Source organism: Formosa sp. A9, assembly GCF_051200825.1.
Classification (GTDB): domain Bacteria; phylum Bacteroidota; class Bacteroidia; order Flavobacteriales; family Flavobacteriaceae; genus Formosa.
Window position 1 is genome coordinate 1,521,211 of the sequence record NZ_CP195158.1, and the last position, 20,769, is coordinate 1,541,979.

Here is a 20,769-nt window from a genome sequence, read left to right on the forward strand (position 1 = left end):
GGCTTTAAGTAAATTGTTAAATTCTTGTAGTAGTTTGAAGGATAGTTTAAGATAAGTTTTGCAACACAGCGCAACCGAACACGAGTTAAATTATTTGGCTAAAACATAAAATAGCAAGAGTGCTGCAATTAAAAGTAATACAGGGATTATCCATTTGTGCTTGGGTTTAAATGTGGGAGTCTCATCGGTTTCTTTATGTGTTTTATGGTTTAATTTAGGGGCTTCGTTTAAGAGGCCGAGCAATCCTACGGGTGCGAATGCAATAATATCCTTTTCCTGTTCACGCAAAGCATCTATTAATCTGGAAGCGTTAAAATCTAATTGGTAAATAACACACATTACTAGGGCCGTAATCATTTGAAGAATTTTGGAAACAGATGTTATTTTTAAATGGGATCCGTCTCTAAGTGATTTTATAACGTCGTTTTGTTTACTGCCCAATACCATATTTAGCACTGTTTTAGCCGTGTTTTTTGCATTATTTTCTGTGGTTGAAGATACCAATAATGGTAAGCGATTTAAGGTTTTATCTGGTTGAAAATTGGAGTGATAAATTGAATTTATAATATCTTCTAAAACAGCTGGATTGTTAGCTTGATTTAAAAAACTAAGTAATACGCTAGAAATCGTATTTTTTATGGTTTTAGAAACATCGCGTGGCGTTTCGCCTAAAATTTGAGCTATTTCTGTAATTAAGGCAGGGGTAATATAATGCTCTACCGATTCTAAAACATCAATAGTTTTCATAAGGCCAGTTAAAAGTTAGTTGCTCAAATTTAATGAATTAATTTATGAATTTCTGAGCTGAAAATTTAAAATTTGATAAACTGATAATTTTGAAGGCTTAATTTTGTTAAATCAATAATTTCGGTAGGTTTTAAATTTAAATGTTGTTGTCCCGCTATTTTTAGTATACTTGTTAAAAAATACAACTATGAAAATTTTAGCTATTGGCTCTAGAATTGCGCATCCCGAATTTGGAAAAGGTGTAGTAACCAATGTAAGTGCAATGCAATACTGGGTTACTTTTATAGAAAATGGATTAGAAACAATTGATTTTGATGAAACCTTTGATATTATTGAAGCTGCCGATGAAGGCGATTTAGATACTGTAAGTCTTTATGAAATAGAGCGCAGTTTAAAACAAATATTAAAAACCTATAGCGATGTAAGCGAGGTCGTGCCGATTGCAGATAAATGGAAAGGCGGTACTTTAATTTTACAGCCGAATGACGATAATTTACTAGGTAAGGAAATTCCAGTAGATGTGTTTTTTAATAAAATCATCATGGTAAGAGATCGTTTGAGGGTTATGGAGCAGAAGGTGAACTCTAGTAATTTAGAAGCTCAGGAAAAGATAGATTTGCAACAATATATCACTAGAATTTATGGTAGTTTAACCACCTTTAATGTATTGTTTAAATTGAAAAATCAGCAGTTTGTTGGGCAAAAAAGCAAATAGCGTTTAAAAGTCGGTTTTAAGATCTGTAATTTCGAAACCAAAAGTAAATATGTTATGGAACGTAGGGAATTGGGCTCCTGTAGCTGTGGTCGTCCAATCTTGCCATGAAGCCTCTATACCATCAATTGGGAATAAGGGTGTCCACATGTTAAAGGCGTAAGGTCTGTAATTATTGTCGAGTAACCAGAAATATGCTTCGTTTGGAGCGTAAGTTACTAATAAGCCACTTTTGTTATTTACAGTGGCGAGACTTCTTGTAACGCCTTTATCAAAAACAGTGTAAGGTGCAATTAACCAAAACGAATCGGTATTAAAATAGTCTAAGGCAGTTGTGATATACTCTTGTACGAGTGCTTGTGGTACTGCTTTATTGTTCATTAAAACCGTGCTGTTGGATAGATCTTTAAAATTTAGGTTGACTTGTATGTTTTTCCAAAATACTTTACAAGATTGCTCTGCTTTATTCCATTGATAATGATGCCGTTTTTTAAAGGTCCATTCTATATAATTAGTACTATTATACGCATTGTAATCTAAAGCCTTTAGCATGTTAAGCGCTAGGCTGTCTGCGGCTTGGCTAGGATTGCTTTCGGGGCGTTTTTCACTGTATTTAAAATATACGAATCCAAAAAACAACAAACTGGGTAGCGTGAAAAATACGAGTACCCCCAAGCTTATTTTTATAATTTTTTTAGCAGACATAATTCTTATGATTTTTATACAAAAATAACATTAAAACCCAATAGCGGTATCGTCGCCTCGATAATCTGCACCGCCTTCCAAATATCCGTTTCTTAAACGTAGGATACCATCTACACGACCAATAATGGGAGCATCTTTTTCGTTTATATAATGGCCTTTTTTTGTGAGGGTTTCAATAGTTTTTCGGCTAAATTTATTAGGTTCCATTAAAATTTCGTCGGGTAACCATTGGTGATGAAATCTTGGCGCATTAACAGCTTCCTGCATCCCCATATTAAATTCATAAACATTTAAAATGGTTTGTAAAACACAGGTAATGATGGTAGAACCGCCAGGTGTGCCAACCGACATGTAAAAGTCGCCATCTTTTTCGATTATAGTTGGTGTCATCGAGCTTAGCATGCGTTTTTGCGGCGCAATACTATTGGCCTCGGCACCTATAAGCCCGAACATATTTGGAGTTCCTGGTTTACTGCTAAAATCGTCCATTTCGTTATTTAAGAAGAACCCCAATTCCGAACAATACAGTTTAGAGCCATAAGCACCGTTTAAGGTTGTAGTTACTGCAATAGCATTTCCGTAGCTGTCTACAATAGAGTAGTGGGTGGTTTCGTCGCTTTCAATAATAGAAACATTGCCATGCTTTAAGCTCGATGAAGGCGTTGCGGCATCGAAAGAAAAAGAAGTCATACGGTGTTTTAGGTAATCTGGATGTAATAATTCGTGTTGCGGAATGTCTATAAAATCGGGGTCGCCTAAATAATAACTTCTATCGGCATAAGCCCGGCGTTCGGCCTCGGTAATTAACTGAATGGCTTTTGTGCTATTATGCCCTAATGCTTTTAAGTTGTAAGGCATAATCATGCCCATAATTTGGCCTAAGCACACGCCGCCACTCGATGGTGGTGCCATAGAAATGATTTTTAAATCTTTATAATTAAACACTACAGGTGTTCTCCATTTAGCTTCGTAATTGGCTAAATCTTCTTCGGTGATAATACCACCATTAGCTTGTATAAAATGCGCTAAGGTTTTCGCTATTTTTCCTTTGTAAAATCCATCCTTGCCTGTATTTAAAATATGTTCTAAAGTATTTGCTAGTGCTGGGTATTTTATGGTGTCGTTAGCTTTCCAATCGGCATCGAAAAGAATAGTGTCTTTATTGGCTTTTTTAAAATAAGGACGTTTATCTTGAATGCGGGAGGCTTGTTTTTTGGTAACCACTACGCCTTTTTGGGCTAGGGCGATAACAGGTTTTAAAATTGTGGCAATAGGTAGCGTTCCGAATTTGTCGTGTGCAGCAAAAACTCCAGCTATAGTACCAGGCACGCCCACGGCCATAGCTCCTAAAGTACTTTTTTTGGGTATTATGTTACCTAAGCTGTCTAAATACATGTTTTTATTGGCAGCCATTGGCGCTTTTTCTCTGTAATCTAAACAACCAATATCGCCATTGTTAAGTCGGTATACCATAAAACCACCACCACCCAAATTACCTGCGTAAGGGTAAGCTACAGCTAAAGCGAGTTCTGTAGCCATCATAGCGTCGAAGGCATTGCCACCTTGTTTTAATATGTTCGCACCTATAATTGAGGCTTCTTTTCTGGCGGAAACCACCATGCCGTTTTTTGCGGTAATCCCCGTTATTTTTTTAGCCTGCGTTGGTGGTTGTTTGCAGCTAATTACAAATAATACAACGACAAGTAGTTGGTGTATGGGTTTCATGTTTTGGAGTCTAACGCTATTAATTGTTTGTGGGTTGCCTGTTGTAAATCTTCAAAAAAAGCGGTGAATTCTGTTTCAAATTCATTGTAATACGCAACTAGCTCCTGGATGGCTTCGTTCATGTTCGATTGGTATTTGGTGCGTTTGTTCATTCCTATTAAAACACTTTCAATACCTTCTAAAGAGGCGTAGCTTACCAACCAGTTTCCTTTAATCATATAAGGTAAGAGTTGTTGGGTGCGCTCTGGAAGTATGTGGTAGTTATCTTGTAATAATTGGTAAAAGGTTTCAGCGTATTGCGATAGTGGTTCTGTGGTGTATTTAGTCCAGTTTTTAGCTAAAAAATGATCGTAATAAATATCGACAATTACGCCAGAGTAATGATGGTATTTAGGGTGCAAGCGTTTGGTGCTTTTGCGCACAATGGGGTGCGAATCTGTATACGAATCGATAAACCGATGTAAAAGTACGCCAGTTTGAATTGTTTTAGGGAATTTTAAATATGATTTTCCTCGAATGCCATCGGCAATAAAATTACCAATAGTTATTTGGGGTAAATCTTCGGAAAGGTAAATATGCGCCAAATAATTCATTGGTCTCTGTCGTTAGTTGAAACTATGCACTTTTAGTGCAAGACTTTCAGTTTCTATAAATATTTTTGCGCCATGAATGCACGAATATTTGACATGGTTTTTTATAAAAATATTCGTGTATTTGTGGCTAAGATGAACACAAATAATCGGATTTTTAGTCTGTTTTCAAACCTATGGACTTCCAGTTTATAGTGGTTTAGTTCGGTAATTTACAAATTCAAACCATAAGTTTACATCTTGAAATATTATATTTGTTAAAACTTAAATTATTTTATGACACTAATTAAATCAATTTCAGGAATACGCGGTACTATTGGTGGGGCTGTTGGCGATAATTTAACCCCGATAGATGCCGTAAAATTTGCCGCAGCTTATGGCACATGGGTTAAACAACAACGCAGTAAAGATCATTATAAAGTAGTTGTTGGCAGAGATGCCCGCATTTCGGGCGAAATGATTCAGAGCTTAGTTATGAATACGCTTGTGGGCATGGGGATTCATGTGGTTGATTTAGGTTTATCTACAACACCTACGGTAGAAGTTGCAGTGCCTTTAGAGCATGCCGATGGCGGCATTATTTTAACGGCAAGTCACAACCCAAAAGAGTGGAATGCTTTAAAATTATTGAATTCAAAAGGCGAGTTTTTAGATGCTGAAGAAGGTGCTAAAATTCTTGATTTTGCAGCGGCCGATACCGTACAGTTTTCCGATGTTGATAGCCTGGGCGAGATTACCGTAAATGATGCTTATATCGACATACATATTGATGAAGTTTTAGACTTACCTTTGGTAAATGCAAAAGCCATACAAGCTGCTAAATTTAAAGTGGTTGTAGATGGTGTAAACTCTACAGGAGGCATTGCTATACCATTATTGTTAGACCGTTTGGGAGTAGAAGCTATTAAATTGTATTGCGAGCCTAACGGGCAATTTCCGCATAATCCAGAACCTTTAAAAGAACATTTAACCGATTTGTCTGAAGCTGTTAAAAACGAGCGTGCCGATTTTGGTATTGTAGTCGACCCCGATGTAGACCGATTAGCGTTTATGGATGAGCATGGCGAAATGTTTGGCGAAGAATATACACTTGTCGCCTGTGCTGATTATGTACTGAGTAAAACACCAGGAAACACGGTAAGCAACATGAGTTCTACCAGAGCTTTAAAAGATGTCACCGAAAAACATGGCGGTATTTACGAAGCGAGTGCTGTAGGAGAGGTGAATGTGGTAAGCTTAATGAAAAAGAACAACGTAGTTATTGGTGGTGAAGGTAATGGCGGTATAATTTATCCAGAATTACATTATGGTCGCGATGCTCTAGTTGGTGTAGCATTGTTTCTAAGTCTACTGGCAGAAAAGAAAATATCTGTTAGTGAATTAAAACAAACCTATCCGCAGTATTATATGGGAAAAAAGAAAATAGCTTTAACACCAGAACTGGATGTAGATGCAGTTTTAAAAGCGATTGAAACCAAATATGCTACTGAAAATATTTCGACTATAGATGGTGTTAAAATAGATTTTCCATCAAATTGGGTGCATTTACGTAAAAGTAATACAGAACCAATTATTAGAATTTATACCGAAGCCAGTACGCAAGCAGATGCCGATGCATTGGCTGATAGGTTTATTGCAGAATTATCGGATATCGCAGGAATTTAAACCTGTTTGAATAAAATGAAATTGTAAAGAGGCTGTCCAAAAAGTTTAAAAGTACGTCATTCTGTGCTTGACACAGAATCTCATCATATTGTAAATCAATCATTGTGAGAATCTGAAATAAATTCAGATTGACGGAAAATCAACTTTTAAGACAGCCTCTTTGTTGGTATTCGTAAGGTACTTTATCTCTGTGTTTCCAGCGTTTATGTGTCCATAAATAATATTCTGGAGCTTCAATAATTTGCGCTTCAACTTTTCTTAAAAACAAATCGGTAATCTCGTAATTATCAAAAGTTTTAGGGTTTTCTGCTAAAAGTTCAAAAGTGGTTTGGTAGTAACCACGTCTTACTTTTTTCACTGCAAAAAAAACAACCGACATGTCTATGCGTTTCGATAGCATTTCTGCCCCTGTAAATACAGGAACGGTTATCCCCATAAAATCTGCCCAATGGTGGGTATTCTGTATTTTAGGCGATTGGTCCGATGCAAAACCACAAATAGTGAGGTTGCCTTGCGCTTTAGCGCGCATAAGTGTAGGCACGGTTTCTTTGGTGGTAATTAAATAGCTGTTGTATTTGGCACGTACTTTTTTAACTAATTTATCGAAATATTTGTTTCGTAGTTGTTTGTAAACCGCGTATCCTTTAACATCAAAATACGATTGTAGTACAAATAACCATTCCCAGCTGGCATAATGGGCGCACATTAGGGCGATGCTTTTGTCTTGATCTACTAATTTTTGAATGACTTCTAAATTGGTAAAGGCGAAGCGTTTTTTCATTTCGCTTTCCGATATGGTTAACGATTTTATGGCTTCAACAATCATATCGCATAAATGATGGTAAAACGTTTTGATCACCCGTTTTTTTTCGGATTCGGACATGTTAGGAAATACCAAGTCTAAATTTTCCTTCACTGTTTTTCGTCTGTAACCCAAAATATAATACAGCAAAACATATAGCCCGTCGGAAAAGGCATAAAGCAGTTTAAAAGGAAGTATAGAAATTATCCATAAAAACGGATAAATAAGGATATAAGCGAGAAATTGCATTATTTAATTTTAGCTTTGTAGAAGCAAATATATGGTATATTTGATTTAAAAGAAGATTGTTTATGGGTAATTTAAGTTTAGTAACTATTGTTATTATCGCGGCTAATGTTTTAATTTCTTACAAGGGGTTTAACGATTACGGTTTTTTTGATCGGTATAAGTTTAATGTGGGCCGTATTCAAGCCGGTGAAAAAATTAGGCTTTTTAGTTCGGGGTTTCTTCATGTAGATACCATGCACTTGTTTTTTAATATGTTTACTTTATACTTTTTTGCCGATGTTGTGGTATCGCATTTAGGGAATTTTAATTTTATTGTCGTTTATGTAGTGAGTTTGGTTTTGGGCGGTTTATTGTCTTTGTACCTGCATAAAAACGATTATCATTACACGGCTGTTGGCGCTAGTGGTGCAGTTACAGGCGTGTTGTATGCTGCTATTTTGTTAGAACCCAATATGAGCTTGTACATGTTTTTTATTCCTATTCCAATACCAGAATACATTTTTGGTATTGGGTATTTATTATATTCTATTTACGGAATGAAGGCGAAAGTAGGCAATATTGGCCACGATGCCCATTTTGGAGGGGCTATAGGTGGATATATTACAACCCTAATATTGATGCCAATGTTGTTTAAAACGAATTTGTTAATGGTAGGCTTATTGGCTGTTCCTATAGTTATTCTTTATGTGATGCACAAAACAGGTAAACTGAATTAATTGTGTGTTTGTTGCTATTAAAAATAAGAATGCCCAATCTAAAACGATTGGGCATTCTTATTTACAAGTTTTTTAATTACCTATCTTAATTTAATAATTCGGCAATTTTATCTTCTAAAGCTTGTCCTCTTAAACCTTTAGCAACAATTTTTCCTTCAGCATTTAAAATATAAGTTGCTGGAATAGAACGAATATTGAATTTTTTAGCGATAGGGTCGTTAAAATAGGCTAGGTTAGACATGTGGTTCCAAGTTAAGCTATCTTTAGTAATGGCTTTAATCCATTCTGCTTTAGCATCTTGTTGTCTAGGTGTTCCATCTAAAGACACGCCTAAAATTTCTAAACCTTTATCGTGGTATTGCTTGTATAGTTTTACTAAGTTCGGGTTTTCGCGTCTACAAGGTCCGCACCAAGCTGCCCAAAAATCGATAATAGTTACTTTTCCTTTAACATCGTAAAGCGAAATGGTTTTGCCTTCTGGGTTAGGAGCCGAAAAGTTTTCTACCACACTACCTACAGCAGTAGCTTCGATAGCTTTTAAAGACTCGCCAACGCTTTTACCAGCACGTGTGTTTTTTAAACGCTCTGTAAAATTGTCGTAGATAGCCTTTTTTTGTTCGTAAGGTACTTTGTCGTTTGTTAAATCGCGTTCTAAAATTAAAGCAGAAACCACGGCATCGTTATTTAATTTCATAAAATCTAAATCGTGCTCTTGGTTGGCTTTAACCATTTCTTCGTATTCTGCCTGAATATTTGCAATGGCAGTTGTATCGTTTTGTTGTTGTGCCGTTCTAAACTCCATGCTTAATTCCTGATTGCGTTTTTGCATGCCCATAATATAATCTTGGTAGGTGCTAAACACTTTGTTTTCTGGGCTTCCTTTAATACGTGTATTCATAATACTATCGGTATTGATGTCTACAGTCATATCTTCATTTTCAATAATTACAGGAATATTGCCTCTTACTTGGTCTACACTAAGAAAATATAAGTCTGGAGAAGTTACGGCGCCTTGTAAAGTTGCTTTTCCGTTAGTAACTTTAGACGAATCTAATAGCACGCTATTTTGTCCATCCATTCTAAATAATCTTACGGTTTTTCCGTTAGTAGCTTCGTTTAAAGAAGCACTCAGGGTAAAACTATCTTTTTCTTTAGCACAAGAAAAGGCTAAAACTGCCATACTTAGCAGGGTAATCTTTTTTAACATATATGGTTATTTTTTTATTTCGGACAAATATAAGAGAATAAATAAGGAAATCCTGTTAAGATTTTGATAAGTATACACTTAAAAGCATATTAGGATATTGCTTACTTTTGCAGTATGAATTACAACGATACAATTATTGCATTGGCAACCCCTTCTGGAGCGGGAGCCATTGCTGTTATACGTCTTTCGGGAGTGAAAGCCATGAGCTTGGTTAGTGGCGCATTTAAATCGGTTAGCGGAAAATTATTAGAAAATCAGCCTACACACACCATTCATTTGGGGCATATTATGGATGGTAGTCGGGTGATAGATGAGGTTTTGGTGTCTGTGTTTAAAAACCCGAAATCGTATACAGGCGAAGATGTTGTAGAGGTATCTTGCCATGGGTCGTCGTATATTCAGCAAGAAATCATTCAGTTGTTTTTACGTTTAGGATGTCGTATGGCCGATGCTGGCGAATTTACGTTACGTGCGTTTTTAAATGGTAAATTGGATTTAAGTCAGGCGGAAGCTGTTGCCGATTTAATAGCAAGTGATAACGAGGCGAGTCATCAAATTGCTATGCAGCAGATGCGTGGCGGATTTTCTTCGGAAATCGCAAAACTGCGAGAGGAACTTCTAAATTTTGCATCGCTGATTGAATTAGAATTAGATTTTGCAGAAGAAGATGTAGACTTTGCCGATCGTACCCAGTTTAGAGAATTAATATCGCGCATAACCTTTGTGTTAAAGCGTTTAATTGATTCGTTTGCTGTGGGTAATGTTATTAAAAATGGTATTCCAGTAGCCATAGTGGGCGAGCCTAATGTTGGCAAATCTACCTTATTAAATGCCTTATTGAATGAAGAGCGCGCTATTGTAAGTGATATTGCAGGGACTACTAGAGATACCATTGAAGACGAATTGAGTATAGGAGGCATTGGATTTCGATTTATAGATACCGCAGGAATTCGTGAAACGACAGATGTGGTAGAAGGGTTGGGCATAAAAAAAACCTTCGAAAAAATAGAACAGTCTCAAGTTGTTGTTTTTCTTGCCGACGGTACTAAATTACAAACCGAAGCTACCATAACAGCATTTAAAATTGAAATCGAAAAAGTAAAGAATAAGTACCCATTAAAACCAATGGTAATTATTGTAAATAAAGTGGATCAATTATCGGATGCTACGATTTTCCATTTGCAAACTGCCATTCCAGATTTACATTTATTATCGGCCAAAACAGGTTTAGGGGTTGAAGAGTTAAAAAACAAACTCTTAGATTTTGTAAATACAGGTGCCTTACGTAATAACGAAACCATAATTACTAACACGCGACACTATGATGCTTTGCTAAAAGCTTTTGAAGAGATTCAAAAAGTACAACATGGTTTAGACACTAATTTGTCGACCGATTTAATGGCTATCGATATCCGAGAAGCCTTATACCATTTTGGGGTGATTACGGGGCAAGTTACCAATGATGAATTGCTAGGAAATATCTTTGCTAATTTCTGTATCGGCAAATAGACAGCAATTTTATTTGAATCGATTTGTAGTTAAATGATTGTAAATTAAATGATTAATTAAAATGGGTTTTATCATGTTTTCTCATGAAAACCTATTTTAGAGGTTTTTTTGCACCCTATTTACACCTTATTTTATTAGTTTTGTCTTGAGATGTAAAAATTTACACCTCATTGCCCAATGTGGCACTTAATTAACTAATATGGACAAATAATACCCTTAATGTACCTTAATTAACTATTGTGAGTTCAAATATTAAAATAACACGAATCTGTGAATTTTGTAATTCTGAGTTTATTGCTAAAACTACAGTTACTAGGTTTTGTTCTCTTAAATGTGGTAGTAAGGCCTATAAAGCAAGAACCAAGTCTAATAGGATTAAACGATCAAATAACCAGACCTTTAAAATCCAAAAGCAAAATCTAGACCTCATTAAATCAAAGGAGTTTTTGACAGTGAAGGATATTACTGTGCTTCTTAATTGTTCTAGACAGTCCGTTTATAAATTGGTTAATACAGGTAAGGTTAACACTATAGACATAGATTTAAAAAAAATTATTATTAAACGCTCAGAACTCGATAAACTATTTGTAAATGAGTGAACTAGAATTAAGAATTTTAAAAGAAAAGGAAATATTCACGGTAAAGGAGGTTGCTTTGCTTTTAAACTGCTCTAAAAGAACAGTGTATAGAAATATTATGGAAGGTAAACTTAAGGCTATAAACTTAGGAGATCGCTTAACTAGAGTGAAGCGATCTGATATTGAAATGTTATTCAAAAAATAATTTTAGGCTAATATTATATAGGAGAGCCTGGTCATTGATTAAAATTGATTTAAAATGAAACTACATTTAAGAAAAAAGAAATTAAAATCAGGTAAAACAAGCCTATATATAGAATTCTATAAAGGCCATAAAACCTTGGCGGATGGTAAAACAAAATTAATACGTGAGTTTGAGTATTTAAATCTTTATTTAGTTACAGATCCAACAACAGCTAAAGAAAAGAAAAAGAATAGGGAACAGCTAGAACTTGCTGAACAAATTTTAGCCATCAGGAAAGCCGAAGTGTATCAAGGGAAGTATGAAATTCAAAATAATTTTAAGAACCAAATTAGTTTTTTAAACTATTATGAATTGAAAAAGGAAGAGCGCTATCAAACTAAAGGGAATTATGATAACTGGGATGCCGCTCAAAAACATTTAGAGAAGTACTGTCCTGCTCATATCACCTTTAATGATATAGATGTAGATTTTATTAAGGGCTATAAAAAGTATTTAGATACTGTAGCTGTTACCAAAAGTGAAAAGAACCTTTCTCAAAATACAAAGCATACATACTTTAATAAATTTAAGGCCTGCTTAAATGCAGCGTTTGAAGAAGGATATTTAAAAGAAAACCTCATGAAACGGGTAAAAGGATTTTCTATGGGTGAATCTACCAGAGAATACCTTACATCAGATGAACTTCAAAAGTTATCCAAAACCGACTGTTCTATTCCTTTGTTAAAGCGAGCTTTCCTATTTTCTACCTTAACCGGGATTAGATGGTCGGATGTCAATAAGTTAAAATGGTCAGAAGTAAGAGAAGAGGGGATAGACGACTCTGGGAATCATATATTCCGTGTGGTTTTTCAACAAAAGAAAACTGATGGCGTAGAATATCTATATATTTCACAACAAGCAAGGGAACTTCTGGGGGAACGTAGGGAGCCTAACGATCGTGTGTTCAAAGGACTTCGTTATAGCGCACATATGAATCTACAATTACTTAGATGGTGTATGGCAGCTGGTATAACTAAACATATAACTTTTCATTCTGCGCGTCACACTAATGCAGTGTTGCTGTTAGAAAATGGAGCCGATATTTACACGGTATCAAAACGTTTAGGACATCGTGAAATTCGAACTACTGAAATTTATGCCAAAATTATTGATAAGAAAATGAAAGAGGCTGCTAACCTAGTTCCAATATTGGAACTGGATGATATTATTTAGTAGTACTTTTTTTTCGTAGTACTAAAATTTTGTTCAATAATAGATGCTCCTTGCTGCAAAAAATTGAGTTATTTAAAACGTAATTGTTAATAACTCTTATTTTTAGTGTTTTTTGTTGATTTTATTCAGTGCTATTTAGAGGTATTTGTCACCCTTAAAAATCTGGCTAATATTATTTGAATTCATTTGTTGTTGAATTGATTTAATTGTCTGATAAACAATTATTTGTGAATAAAAAATTGAATTTTATCTCAGTTTGCTAATTTCTAATAGTTACTTTTATTTCAAGAATTCTACTAAAAGAAACAAAGTACTTTGTTCATTATTAATCTTTAATTCAATTAAAATGGACAATATTAAATTAGAAGAAAAACTGGATAGGATTGAAAATCTACTATTGGGTTCAAAAAAGGTGCTTACTTTAGAAGAGGCTTCCGATTATACAGGTATTTCAAGGAGTTATTTATATAAATTAACGTCTTCGGGAATTGTTCCTCATAGTAAGCCTAATGGTAAATTGATATTCTTTGATGTCGAAAAGCTTAACTCTTGGCTACTACAAAATAAACGAAAGTCAGTTGGGGAGATTAAAAATGAGGCCTTGTCTTATGCTTTAAGGAGTAAGAGGCCTTAAGGTCTGTTAACATTAGTTTAATCAAATCTTGAAATTCAAGATTTTTAATCGTTAAATTATGAAACAGATACCTTATGTACGTGTTGGGACCTCCTATTATAAGCGTGTAAAAGCACCAACTATCGCTGGTCACTTTAATGAAATTCTGGTGCATTGGAATCTTGAAACCATAAGGCAAGACCATGGTAAAGATTTCATAAGTAAAATATCAAAATATGATGGTTTTACTTGTATGCCCAGCCATTTGGAATATCGGCAGGAATATTTTGGTTTTTATAATACCTATTCGCCATTATCACGTGTACCTAAAGCAGGAGAAATTGAAACAACCCTAAAATTTGTGAAACATATTTTTGGGGAACAATTCGAACTCGGCCTGGATTATCTTCAGATCCTATACACTAGGCCAATCCAGATTTTACCAATTCTTTGTTTGGTTTCTAAAGAACGCTCTACTGGTAAAAGTACGTTTTTAAAATGGTTGAAGGCCATTTTTGAAAACAACCTTACCTATCTCACTAATGACAGTTTTGGGAGCCAATTTAATGCAGATTGGGTGAATAAACTACTGATATGTATTGATGAAGTACTCTTCAATAAGGAAGAGCTTACAGAGCGTATAAAATATCTGAGCACTACCAATACAAATATGTTAGAGGCCAAGGGAAAGGATAAACGCGAGGTCGAGTTCTTTGGCAAGTTTATTCTCTGTAGTAATAATGAAGATAACTTTATTAAAATTGACGCTAATGAAACCCGGTTTTGGGTACTGAAAATTCCATCCATTATTAGGGAAGAAACAGATTTTTTGGAAAGTTTAATGCGGGAAATCCCTGCTTTCCTTTACTTTTTAATGCATAGGAACTTAAGTTCTAAACAGGTTAGCCGGATGTGGTTCGAGCCACATCAGATCAAGACTAAGGCTTTGCTGCGATTAATTCAGAATAATAGGAACCGTGTTGAGAAGGAATTGGCCAGTATATTGCTAAATGCTATGGAGCACCTGGAGCTTAATACCATGACCATATGTGTCTCAGATGCTGTTCAACTGTTAAATACCACCCGTGTTAAAACAGACCACACCCAAATCAGAAGGCTGTTGAAGAACGATTGGAAATTAATGAATCAAGGGAACTCCAATCGATATCAAAAACTGGTAATCTGGACGGATGGATCGTTCAATCTAATTCCAGCTAAGGGACGCTATTTTATTATTGAAAAGGATTTCCTGATTAAAAATTTTGATGAATTGATGACAGATGATTAAAAGCTCGCTGTTTATAAGGGCTGAGGCTGTCATCATTATATCATCTTTAAGTCATCAAAATAAATAATGATGATATATAGAAATACAAAAAATTTAAAAGAGATGACGTGATGTCAAATTGATGACAATGAAAACCCTTGTATTTAAAGGGGTGTACTGAAGTTTGTCATCAAATCATCAAAGAACACTTAAAAACCAATTGGCTTATGAAAAGAAAAATGAATTGTGAAATAGCCCGCAATTTTTCAGTGCTAATGGCCCTGGAAAAACTCGGGCACTTTCCCAAAAAGCAAACGGAACAAGACGCTTGGTTTCTGAGTCCATTTCGGTCAGAAACCCAAGCATCTTTTAAGGTTTCTATAATGAAAAATAGATGGTATGATCATGGGGCAGGTATAGGGGGAAATGTGATTGATTTGGTGAGTCTTGTTTTAAAATGTTCGATTAAAGAAACATTAGAGTTTTTATCAGATTCTAATGCTGTTTTTTCTGTTCATCAGCAGCAAACCTCTGTAGTAGCTAGGAATCATAATATAGAGATTTTAAAGGTGCAAGAGATTAGTCATCCCGCCTTAGTTCAATATTCCAATTCTAGAAAGATTCCTATTCAGATACTAACTATATTTTGTAAACAGGTTTGGTATCGCTATCGTGATTCGGTGTTTTTTGCAATCGGTTTAGAAAATAGAAATGGAGGTTGGGAGCTTAGCAATCGGAATTATAAGACGTCCAGTAGCCCTAAAAGTTATACCTATTATAACTATGGCCATCAGCAGCTGGTTGTGTTTGAGGGGATGTTTGACTTACTCTCTCTAATGGTACTTGACCCAGAGCTAATTAATGCTTCTGATATTATTGTTCTCAACTCTATCAGCTTTATTAGGGATATAAAATATCTTTTTGAAAAGTACCCCAAAGGTATATTGTTTTTGGATCATGATTCCGCGGGTAGGAAGGCAACAAAGGAGTTGTTAGATAACTTCCATCATCTAGAAGATGGCAGTATGAATTATTATAAGTACAAGGATTTAAATGATTATTTATGTCATGGGTTTAGAGATTAATCAAGATCACTTTGGAAACCTTAATAACAAAGAAAAAATATTAAGAGTTCCTAAAGAATCAATGGGCAATGAAGATGGGATTCAAATAGACCTGGATCTTCAATTTAGTGAAACTACATCTGAAGTGGAAGGGAATTCGAGATGTGTGTCTGTGGACACAATCTTTTCTGCTCCCGAAGGTCGCAGAAAAAAAAAGGAGATGTTTAAGGCGAAAGGGGATCTCGTTAAGTTTCGATGTACCGTTTATGAAAAGAAACTGCTTCGTGTCAAGGCAAAACGTAGTGGTTTGAGCATTAGTGAATACGTAAGACGATGTGTATTTGAACAGGAAATTCTAGAGCGGTTTACCGAGGAACATATAACCATTTATAAGATGCTGATTAGATACCATAATAACTTTAAATCGATAGGAAATATGTTTAAGAAACGGGACCCGAAATTAATGCAGAAAGTTCATGCTCTTGCAGATGAGATCAAGCAACATTTAAATAATTTTCAAAGATGATAGGCAAAGGCAAAAGTATTTCGCATACCAGTGCTTCCATGGCATACGGATGGAATCAGGAAAAGGATGCAGAGGTAGTACTTAAGGAATATCTCCATGGTGAAGAGCCCAGAGCTATCACTAAAGAGTTTAAAATGATCCAGGACCAAAATCATAACTGCACTAAAAACACTTTGTCCTTTGTGATTAGTCCCACCGTAAAAGATGGCAAGAGATTGGATCGTGAGCAGCTGAGGGATATTACCAAGTGCTTTCTTAAAGAAATGGACCTGAAGGAACGACAGGCCATAGCCTTTGTGCATAAGGATAAGGAGCATAATCATATTCACTTATATGTTAATCGCATAGATTTTAAAGGTCAGGCTTACAATGATAGCTTTATAGGGAAACGGAGTCAACACGCTGCAGAGCGGGTAGCGCAGCAATTAAAATTAACTACCGTAAAACAGGTACAATTCGAAAAGGCATTCAATCTAAAAGAAATACGCTCAGAAATTAAGCGAAGACATGATTTGACTATGAAACAATTTAAACCACGAGGTTTTGATGATTATCTAAAATCAATGAAAACCAATGGCGTAGAGGTTATTCCGGTTATTAATAAACAGAACAAACTTCAGGGGTTTCGGTTTGAATTTAGTGGTCATAACCTAAAGGGTAGTGAAGTACACCGAAATATGTCCATTGGTAACATCGCTGAGCAAATAGCTAGCAGGCCCCGAGCTGAATTTCATATAAGTGCTAAAACTAAGGAAGCTACCGTAAAGCTTCTAGGTAAAACCATTGGATTAACACCCAATACTACATTAAGGATCGCTAAGGCAGTGGTTAAAAAAGTAGTGGATTTAGGAATGTCTATTTAAAAAATCAAGTATTATGACAAAGTTAGAAGAATTGACCGCATTATTAGTTGAAGAGCTGCATCAGTTTAATTTGAATATTGAAAAGTTAGAGAGGTTGAATTCAGAATTGAAATCAACCAAGCTAAAAATCGATGTTTCTGAATATAAATCTATAATGGAATCGCATCAAAATCAAATGCAAAACCACGAACACCACATAGAACAATTTCATACTCATTTTAGTGCTAAAATTAAGCGAGCTAAAATGTATCCTACTTGGGCGGTTGTAGTGTTTATAATAACCTTAATCTTATCGCTATGCTTTGTATTTACCTTGTTTAATGTTATTTAATTCATTAGTCTCATGATTCATTAAATGACCTTTCACAATTTCTTCTAAGCATTCCATTTCATCAAAGGGTAACAATTGCATAATATGTTCCAAGGCTGTTTTAATATTTATGTGGGGTTGGGGAATGAGTTTATTGTCGTAGCTATCTGAATATTCTAAAGCTAAAATACAGACTTTCATTATACCCGCAATATCATAAAGGACATCGGATAGTCCAGATATTAAAAACTCGCTTTTGTATAAAGTGTTTTCAGAGTTTGGTTTAAGTAGATGTATCCTTTTACTTATTAAATCATTGATTCTGGAGTTAAAAAGCTCTTTCTCATTTTCCGTATCCAAATTTTGATCATTTCTGGATAAGGATTTAGGTTCTATTTTTGGAACTTGAGTTATCTCTAAGTTTTTTTCTTTCAAAAGCAAATGGCAGCGTTTAAGATGTTTATTATGCAGCTTTTCAATTTTATTTATAAATGAATGAATTTCAGAGAATATAATTTTACACTGGTCTTTGTCGATTTCCATGGGGTTATCATGATGTATCATATTAAATGCGTGATCCAAAAGTAATAACCATTCGTTTTGATCTTTTTTGGGTACATTTTTAAAAGGAATTATTTTTGGGAAGAACGGTTCATAATTTTTAATATGACCTATAAGGCTAAGTGTTGTTTTACTTTGGCCAAGGTATAGGTGTTCTATACATTTAAAACTTAATAGGAAGGCTTGATGTAAATTAAAGCCAGCCAGATCATAATTTTTTTGCTTGATAAGAAGTTTTGAGGAATTGATATAGCCATTGATTTTTTTCATTTCGGCCATATAATAGCGTTCGGCTCTTTTAAGAATGTTGTGAAGCGCGAGATCTTCATAATCTAAAATGTTGTCTCCTTCAGGTTTAGAATATAATTTATAGCCAAAACAACAGTGCTCTAGAAAATAAAAGCTGCCCCGTTCAATATTTTTTTCTGCTATGGCTTGTGTAAAAATGAGCACTTTAAAATGAGGAAATTCGTTTTCAATTTTTGAAATTAGTTTGAGGATTTCGTTTGGAAGAAGATCCATGTCACAGTCTATAAATAGAGTAACAAAAAAATAGGAGCACTTTTTTTCAATTTGTTTATTTGATAGGTATATACTGTCTACTGATAATACATCTATTATACTGTTTAATAAAATGGATAGTTTATCGGATAGATCAAATTTTTTTGGAAGTTTTAGTGTGTTCATAATTTTAAAGTTTTTAATTTCTATATAAAAATATAGAAAATCTAAACAAATATATATTAATTCTATTTAAAACCAAAATAAACATTTAGAATTTCTATATTTTTTGTAATAAAAACTATATTTATATTATCAAATTCTAAATAATTATGACTCCCTTAGGATTATATCTAGTTAAAAAATCAGTTAATAGAGCTATGGTGTCTAGACGAACAGGAATTAGTCAGGCAAGATTATCACAATTGAGTTCCAATGAATCAACTAAACTTAGGGCTGATGAACTTTATTTGATAGCGCTCGCTATCGATGAGGATCCTTGTGATATATTAAACGAAGTTTATAAAGACCTTCAATTGCCAAACAATATTTTTAAAGATGAATAAAACAGTTAATCATTAAATTAACCTAAATGGCAGAATGTGTAAACTGCGGAGGCTACACGAAATATAATGGAGGTCTTTGCTTAAAATGTTATAAGAAAGAAAATAAAGAACCTAATGTGGAAGTTGCGTTGATGGAGGAGGAGCCTACGATTGAAGAAAAATTTCAGGAAGTAGGATTATCCGATCAACAAAGAAATTATCGTTATAACATGATTAAAGGGCGTATCGCTGAAACCTTAATCCAGGAACTTTTTTTGTCTTTAGGTTATAATGTGTTTCATTATGGTATGGAAAACACCATCCCTGGCATTATGGAGCTCCTTAAAGGTGTAAGATCTGATGTTGCAAATGAAATAAGACGAATGCCCGATTTCGTTATTCAAAACCCTAAAACAAATGAGGTTTTTTTTATAGAAGTTAAATTTAGAAAAAGTGGTGAATTTTTATCAAAGCATCTTCCTAAAGATTATCCCTATAGTAATGCATTTATAGTTTTGGTGAGTAAAAAGCATATTAAATGTATTTCGGTTAAAGAATTAGAAGAGGGTAAAGAAATAACTCCTAAATCTAAAAATTATTTGGGTAGTAGAAAGGAGTTTGAGCTAGATAAGGAGACGATAATCGATTTTTGTAAATTTGCAATTCAATTTTTTCAAGGCGTAGAATAGTGAATTGTTGGGATTATTTTAGAGTTGAATAAATAAATTAATTTTTGTTTGTCAGATTTATTACTTTTTAATTTAAATGATATTACTTAATCAGTTCAAATCCTAAGCCGGCACCAATCCAAGGTTGATTATTGAAAGTCCAATCTTTAGATTTGCTGCCAACAGCACTTTCCCAACCATAAAGTAAAGTCATTTGGAATTTTCCATATGCATAACCTATTCCAACACCGTAACTAATTACTCCACGATTATATTTTTCTGATTCAGTCAGATTAAGCGTGTTCGAATTATTAAGTTCAATCACACTGGATCCTAGGAATGGCCCTAATAAGACTCTTTGATCTCTCTCCAAATTTTCAATATCTTTTCTATACATAAATTTAGTCCATCCAATTGAGTAGCCTATAAATGCGTTAATATTAAAACTTGAGGAAAAGTCTTGGTTTTCTTTGTCATCGTCCCTAAATCTATATTTTAACGGGATAATAATGGCTGAAATAAAAAATTCATCGTATTTTAATGTTATTGATTGTCTGTTTTCTAGTTTGAAGTAATATGTTTTTCTACTCCATTTATCTTCTTTTTTGTCTTTTTCTTTTGTGTTTTTTGTTTTTTCAAAAATTCCGTTATTATTTTTAAATGTGAAATCTTCTGTTGATGAATCTATCTTAGGAGTTGATTTATTTTTACGATTTACTTTTTCAGTTTGTTTTTTATTGTTTTCAATTTTCTTGCTCAACCACGCGTTTACAAAAAGTTTATCCTCTTCAAGTTTTACTGAGCCTCGCTTTACATTGTCAGAAGTGCTTTTGGAGTAAGTAAATTTCATTTTATTGATCATTTTTTGATCTAGAGTTAGTTTTTCGTAGTATACTAAGTCAGTATTGTTGTCTGATTTTTTTTCAATTGTAATTTCTTTGCCTAATGGTAAGATAGAATCTATTTTTTCTTTCAGCTTCTTTTCATATTTGTCTAGTATGTTTAATTGACTGTATTTTTTTTCAATTTTTTCTTGGAGTTCTAAGCTAGTGGAATTTTTATATATGATTTTTTCCGGTATCCAATATGCTTTTTTAAATCTTTCTTGAGAAAGGAGGCAAGTACTAAACGATAGGGCACAAACAATCAGAATAAATTTTTTCATTATTGAATTAAATTTAGTGTAACAATTACACTAAACTACCCTGTTAACAAGTAAATTCCTATAC

The 20,769-nt window shown here is 34.3% G+C and carries 23 protein-coding genes; 15 read left to right on the forward strand and 8 right to left on the reverse strand.

All coding sequences use genetic code 11. The annotated features are described in order from the left end of the window. Nucleotides 1–90: 90 nt before the first annotated feature. Nucleotides 91–747: a DUF937 domain-containing protein gene (locus ACR9EA_RS06850; RefSeq protein ID WP_435139034.1), complete on the reverse strand. Its 657-nt coding sequence runs from the start codon at nucleotides 745–747 to the stop codon at nucleotides 91–93. Nucleotides 748–934: 187 nt separating this feature from the next. Between ACR9EA_RS06850 and ACR9EA_RS06855 the strand changes: the two genes are divergently transcribed. Continuing rightward, on the forward strand, nucleotides 935–1,462 hold the full coding sequence (locus tag ACR9EA_RS06855) for a hypothetical protein (RefSeq protein ID WP_435139036.1): 528 nt from the start codon (nucleotides 935–937) through the stop codon (nucleotides 1,460–1,462). 3 nt (nucleotides 1,463–1,465) lie between these two features. On the opposite strand, the gene ACR9EA_RS06860 is transcribed toward ACR9EA_RS06855, so the two are convergent. The 3 genes from ACR9EA_RS06860 to ACR9EA_RS06870 are packed head-to-tail and all read right to left on the reverse strand — an operon-like array spanning nucleotide 1,466 to nucleotide 4,482. After that, nucleotides 1,466–2,164 carry a hypothetical protein gene (locus tag ACR9EA_RS06860; RefSeq protein WP_435139038.1) on the reverse strand — a complete coding sequence of 233 codons (699 nt, stop codon included), beginning with the start codon at nucleotides 2,162–2,164 and terminating at the stop codon, nucleotides 1,466–1,468. 30 nt (nucleotides 2,165–2,194) lie between these two features. Next, nucleotides 2,195–3,889 carry a gamma-glutamyltransferase gene (gene ggt / locus ACR9EA_RS06865; RefSeq protein WP_435139040.1) on the reverse strand — a complete coding sequence of 565 codons (1,695 nt, stop codon included), beginning with the start codon at nucleotides 3,887–3,889 and terminating at the stop codon, nucleotides 2,195–2,197. Next, nucleotides 3,886–4,482 (reverse strand): ACP phosphodiesterase, encoded by a 597-nt coding sequence (locus ACR9EA_RS06870; protein WP_435139042.1) that lies wholly within the window; start codon nucleotides 4,480–4,482, stop codon nucleotides 3,886–3,888. Before ACR9EA_RS06870 ends, ggt begins: the two co-directional genes overlap by 4 nt. A gap of 273 nt (nucleotides 4,483–4,755) precedes the next feature. On the opposite strand from ACR9EA_RS06870, the gene glmM reads away from it, so the two are divergent. After that, entirely contained in the window at nucleotides 4,756–6,144 is a 1,389-nt protein-coding gene (gene glmM, locus ACR9EA_RS06875) for a phosphoglucosamine mutase (protein WP_435139044.1), read from the forward strand. Nucleotides 6,145–6,283: 139 nt separating this feature from the next. Here the strand turns inward: glmM and ACR9EA_RS06880 are convergent, their stop codons facing one another. Further along, nucleotides 6,284–7,195 (reverse strand): lysophospholipid acyltransferase family protein, encoded by a 912-nt coding sequence (locus ACR9EA_RS06880; RefSeq protein WP_435139046.1) that lies wholly within the window; start codon nucleotides 7,193–7,195, stop codon nucleotides 6,284–6,286. A 62-nt stretch (nucleotides 7,196–7,257) separates the two neighbouring features. On the opposite strand from ACR9EA_RS06880, the gene ACR9EA_RS06885 reads away from it, so the two are divergent. Then, nucleotides 7,258–7,911 (forward strand): rhomboid family intramembrane serine protease, encoded by a 654-nt coding sequence (locus ACR9EA_RS06885; RefSeq protein WP_435139048.1) that lies wholly within the window; start codon nucleotides 7,258–7,260, stop codon nucleotides 7,909–7,911. An 85-nt stretch (nucleotides 7,912–7,996) separates the two neighbouring features. On the opposite strand, the gene ACR9EA_RS06890 is transcribed toward ACR9EA_RS06885, so the two are convergent. Continuing rightward, nucleotides 7,997–9,118 (reverse strand): redoxin domain-containing protein, encoded by a 1,122-nt coding sequence (locus ACR9EA_RS06890; protein ID WP_435139050.1) that lies wholly within the window; start codon nucleotides 9,116–9,118, stop codon nucleotides 7,997–7,999. A gap of 114 nt (nucleotides 9,119–9,232) precedes the next feature. Between ACR9EA_RS06890 and mnmE the strand changes: the two genes are divergently transcribed. The 10 genes from mnmE (at nucleotide 9,233) to ACR9EA_RS06940 (ending at nucleotide 17,286) form a co-directional block, all read left to right on the forward strand. Continuing rightward, the gene (gene mnmE / locus ACR9EA_RS06895) at nucleotides 9,233–10,627 is read left to right on the forward strand and encodes a tRNA uridine-5-carboxymethylaminomethyl(34) synthesis GTPase MnmE (RefSeq protein WP_435139052.1); all 1,395 of its coding nucleotides are present in this window, start codon (nucleotides 9,233–9,235) and stop codon (nucleotides 10,625–10,627) included. 452 nt (nucleotides 10,628–11,079) lie between these two features. After that, on the forward strand, nucleotides 11,080–11,226 hold the full coding sequence (locus ACR9EA_RS06900) for a hypothetical protein (RefSeq protein WP_435139840.1): 147 nt from the start codon (nucleotides 11,080–11,082) through the stop codon (nucleotides 11,224–11,226). After that, on the forward strand, nucleotides 11,219–11,410 hold the full coding sequence (locus ACR9EA_RS06905) for a helix-turn-helix transcriptional regulator (RefSeq protein WP_435139054.1): 192 nt from the start codon (nucleotides 11,219–11,221) through the stop codon (nucleotides 11,408–11,410). Before ACR9EA_RS06900 ends, ACR9EA_RS06905 begins: the two co-directional genes overlap by 8 nt. 54 nt (nucleotides 11,411–11,464) lie before the next feature. Then, nucleotides 11,465–12,622, forward strand: a complete 1,158-nt coding sequence (locus ACR9EA_RS06910) for a tyrosine-type recombinase/integrase (RefSeq protein WP_435139056.1) — start codon at nucleotides 11,465–11,467, stop codon at nucleotides 12,620–12,622. A 346-nt stretch (nucleotides 12,623–12,968) separates the two neighbouring features. After that, nucleotides 12,969–13,256, forward strand: a complete 288-nt coding sequence (locus tag ACR9EA_RS06915; RefSeq protein ID WP_435139058.1) for a helix-turn-helix transcriptional regulator — start codon at nucleotides 12,969–12,971, stop codon at nucleotides 13,254–13,256. A gap of 58 nt (nucleotides 13,257–13,314) precedes the next feature. Then, nucleotides 13,315–14,523: a primase-helicase family protein gene (locus ACR9EA_RS06920; protein WP_435139060.1), complete on the forward strand. Its 1,209-nt coding sequence runs from the start codon at nucleotides 13,315–13,317 to the stop codon at nucleotides 14,521–14,523. Between the two features lie 206 nt (nucleotides 14,524–14,729). Further along, the gene (locus tag ACR9EA_RS06925) at nucleotides 14,730–15,587 is read left to right on the forward strand and encodes a toprim domain-containing protein (RefSeq protein ID WP_435139062.1); all 858 of its coding nucleotides are present in this window, start codon (nucleotides 14,730–14,732) and stop codon (nucleotides 15,585–15,587) included. Beyond that, the gene (gene mbpA, locus ACR9EA_RS06930; RefSeq protein WP_435139064.1) at nucleotides 15,571–16,092 is read left to right on the forward strand and encodes a mobilization protein MbpA; all 522 of its coding nucleotides are present in this window, start codon (nucleotides 15,571–15,573) and stop codon (nucleotides 16,090–16,092) included. Before ACR9EA_RS06925 ends, mbpA begins: the two co-directional genes overlap by 17 nt. 38 nt (nucleotides 16,093–16,130) lie before the next feature. Next, the gene (locus ACR9EA_RS06935) at nucleotides 16,131–16,955 is read left to right on the forward strand and encodes a relaxase/mobilization nuclease domain-containing protein (RefSeq protein WP_435139066.1); all 825 of its coding nucleotides are present in this window, start codon (nucleotides 16,131–16,133) and stop codon (nucleotides 16,953–16,955) included. A gap of 13 nt (nucleotides 16,956–16,968) precedes the next feature. Further along, entirely contained in the window at nucleotides 16,969–17,286 is a 318-nt protein-coding gene (locus ACR9EA_RS06940) for a DUF6730 family protein (protein WP_435139068.1), read from the forward strand. Here ACR9EA_RS06940 and ACR9EA_RS06945 read toward each other — a convergent pair. Continuing rightward, nucleotides 17,251–18,513 carry a HEPN domain-containing protein gene (locus ACR9EA_RS06945; protein ID WP_435139070.1) on the reverse strand — a complete coding sequence of 421 codons (1,263 nt, stop codon included), beginning with the start codon at nucleotides 18,511–18,513 and terminating at the stop codon, nucleotides 17,251–17,253. The two genes, ACR9EA_RS06940 and ACR9EA_RS06945, sit on opposite strands and share 36 nt — an antisense overlap. A 146-nt stretch (nucleotides 18,514–18,659) precedes the next feature. Here ACR9EA_RS06945 and ACR9EA_RS06950 point away from each other — a divergent pair, with 146 nt between their 5' ends. Further along, on the forward strand, nucleotides 18,660–18,893 hold the full coding sequence (locus ACR9EA_RS06950) for a helix-turn-helix domain-containing protein (RefSeq protein ID WP_435139072.1): 234 nt from the start codon (nucleotides 18,660–18,662) through the stop codon (nucleotides 18,891–18,893). Nucleotides 18,894–18,919: 26 nt separating this feature from the next. Beyond that, nucleotides 18,920–19,561 (forward strand): hypothetical protein, encoded by a 642-nt coding sequence (locus ACR9EA_RS06955; protein WP_435139074.1) that lies wholly within the window; start codon nucleotides 18,920–18,922, stop codon nucleotides 19,559–19,561. Nucleotides 19,562–19,643: 82 nt separating this feature from the next. Here the strand turns inward: ACR9EA_RS06955 and ACR9EA_RS06960 are convergent, their stop codons facing one another. Continuing rightward, nucleotides 19,644–20,705 carry a hypothetical protein gene (locus ACR9EA_RS06960; protein ID WP_435139076.1) on the reverse strand — a complete coding sequence of 354 codons (1,062 nt, stop codon included), beginning with the start codon at nucleotides 20,703–20,705 and terminating at the stop codon, nucleotides 19,644–19,646. Nucleotides 20,706–20,769 lie beyond the last annotated feature (64 nt).

Bases quoted from the DNA above. Each gene is read 5' to 3' on its own strand.
- ACR9EA_RS06850 (WP_435139034.1), bottom strand. From the start codon at position 747: ATGAAAACTATTGATGTTTTAGAATCGGTAGAGCATTATATTACCCCT.
- ACR9EA_RS06855 (WP_435139036.1), top strand. From the start codon at position 935: ATGAAAATTTTAGCTATTGGCTCTAGAATTGCGCATCCCGAATTTGGA.
- ACR9EA_RS06860 (WP_435139038.1), bottom strand. From the start codon at position 2,164: ATGTCTGCTAAAAAAATTATAAAAATAAGCTTGGGGGTACTCGTATTT.
- ggt (WP_435139040.1), bottom strand. From the start codon at position 3,889: ATGAAACCCATACACCAACTACTTGTCGTTGTATTATTTGTAATTAGC.
- ACR9EA_RS06870 (WP_435139042.1), bottom strand. From the start codon at position 4,482: ATGAATTATTTGGCGCATATTTACCTTTCCGAAGATTTACCCCAAATA.
- glmM (WP_435139044.1), top strand. From the start codon at position 4,756: ATGACACTAATTAAATCAATTTCAGGAATACGCGGTACTATTGGTGGG.
- ACR9EA_RS06880 (WP_435139046.1), bottom strand. From the start codon at position 7,195: ATGCAATTTCTCGCTTATATCCTTATTTATCCGTTTTTATGGATAATT.
- ACR9EA_RS06885 (WP_435139048.1), top strand. From the start codon at position 7,258: ATGGGTAATTTAAGTTTAGTAACTATTGTTATTATCGCGGCTAATGTT.
- ACR9EA_RS06890 (WP_435139050.1), bottom strand. From the start codon at position 9,118: ATGTTAAAAAAGATTACCCTGCTAAGTATGGCAGTTTTAGCCTTTTCT.
- mnmE (WP_435139052.1), top strand. From the start codon at position 9,233: ATGAATTACAACGATACAATTATTGCATTGGCAACCCCTTCTGGAGCG.
- ACR9EA_RS06905 (WP_435139054.1), top strand. From the start codon at position 11,219: ATGAGTGAACTAGAATTAAGAATTTTAAAAGAAAAGGAAATATTCACG.
- ACR9EA_RS06910 (WP_435139056.1), top strand. From the start codon at position 11,465: ATGAAACTACATTTAAGAAAAAAGAAATTAAAATCAGGTAAAACAAGC.
- ACR9EA_RS06915 (WP_435139058.1), top strand. From the start codon at position 12,969: ATGGACAATATTAAATTAGAAGAAAAACTGGATAGGATTGAAAATCTA.
- ACR9EA_RS06920 (WP_435139060.1), top strand. From the start codon at position 13,315: ATGAAACAGATACCTTATGTACGTGTTGGGACCTCCTATTATAAGCGT.
- ACR9EA_RS06925 (WP_435139062.1), top strand. From the start codon at position 14,730: ATGAAAAGAAAAATGAATTGTGAAATAGCCCGCAATTTTTCAGTGCTA.
- mbpA (WP_435139064.1), top strand. From the start codon at position 15,571: ATGGGTTTAGAGATTAATCAAGATCACTTTGGAAACCTTAATAACAAA.
- ACR9EA_RS06935 (WP_435139066.1), top strand. From the start codon at position 16,131: ATGGCATACGGATGGAATCAGGAAAAGGATGCAGAGGTAGTACTTAAG.
- ACR9EA_RS06940 (WP_435139068.1), top strand. From the start codon at position 16,969: ATGACAAAGTTAGAAGAATTGACCGCATTATTAGTTGAAGAGCTGCAT.
- ACR9EA_RS06945 (WP_435139070.1), bottom strand. From the start codon at position 18,513: ATGAACACACTAAAACTTCCAAAAAAATTTGATCTATCCGATAAACTA.
- ACR9EA_RS06950 (WP_435139072.1), top strand. From the start codon at position 18,660: ATGACTCCCTTAGGATTATATCTAGTTAAAAAATCAGTTAATAGAGCT.
- ACR9EA_RS06955 (WP_435139074.1), top strand. From the start codon at position 18,920: ATGGCAGAATGTGTAAACTGCGGAGGCTACACGAAATATAATGGAGGT.
- ACR9EA_RS06960 (WP_435139076.1), bottom strand. From the start codon at position 20,705: ATGAAAAAATTTATTCTGATTGTTTGTGCCCTATCGTTTAGTACTTGC.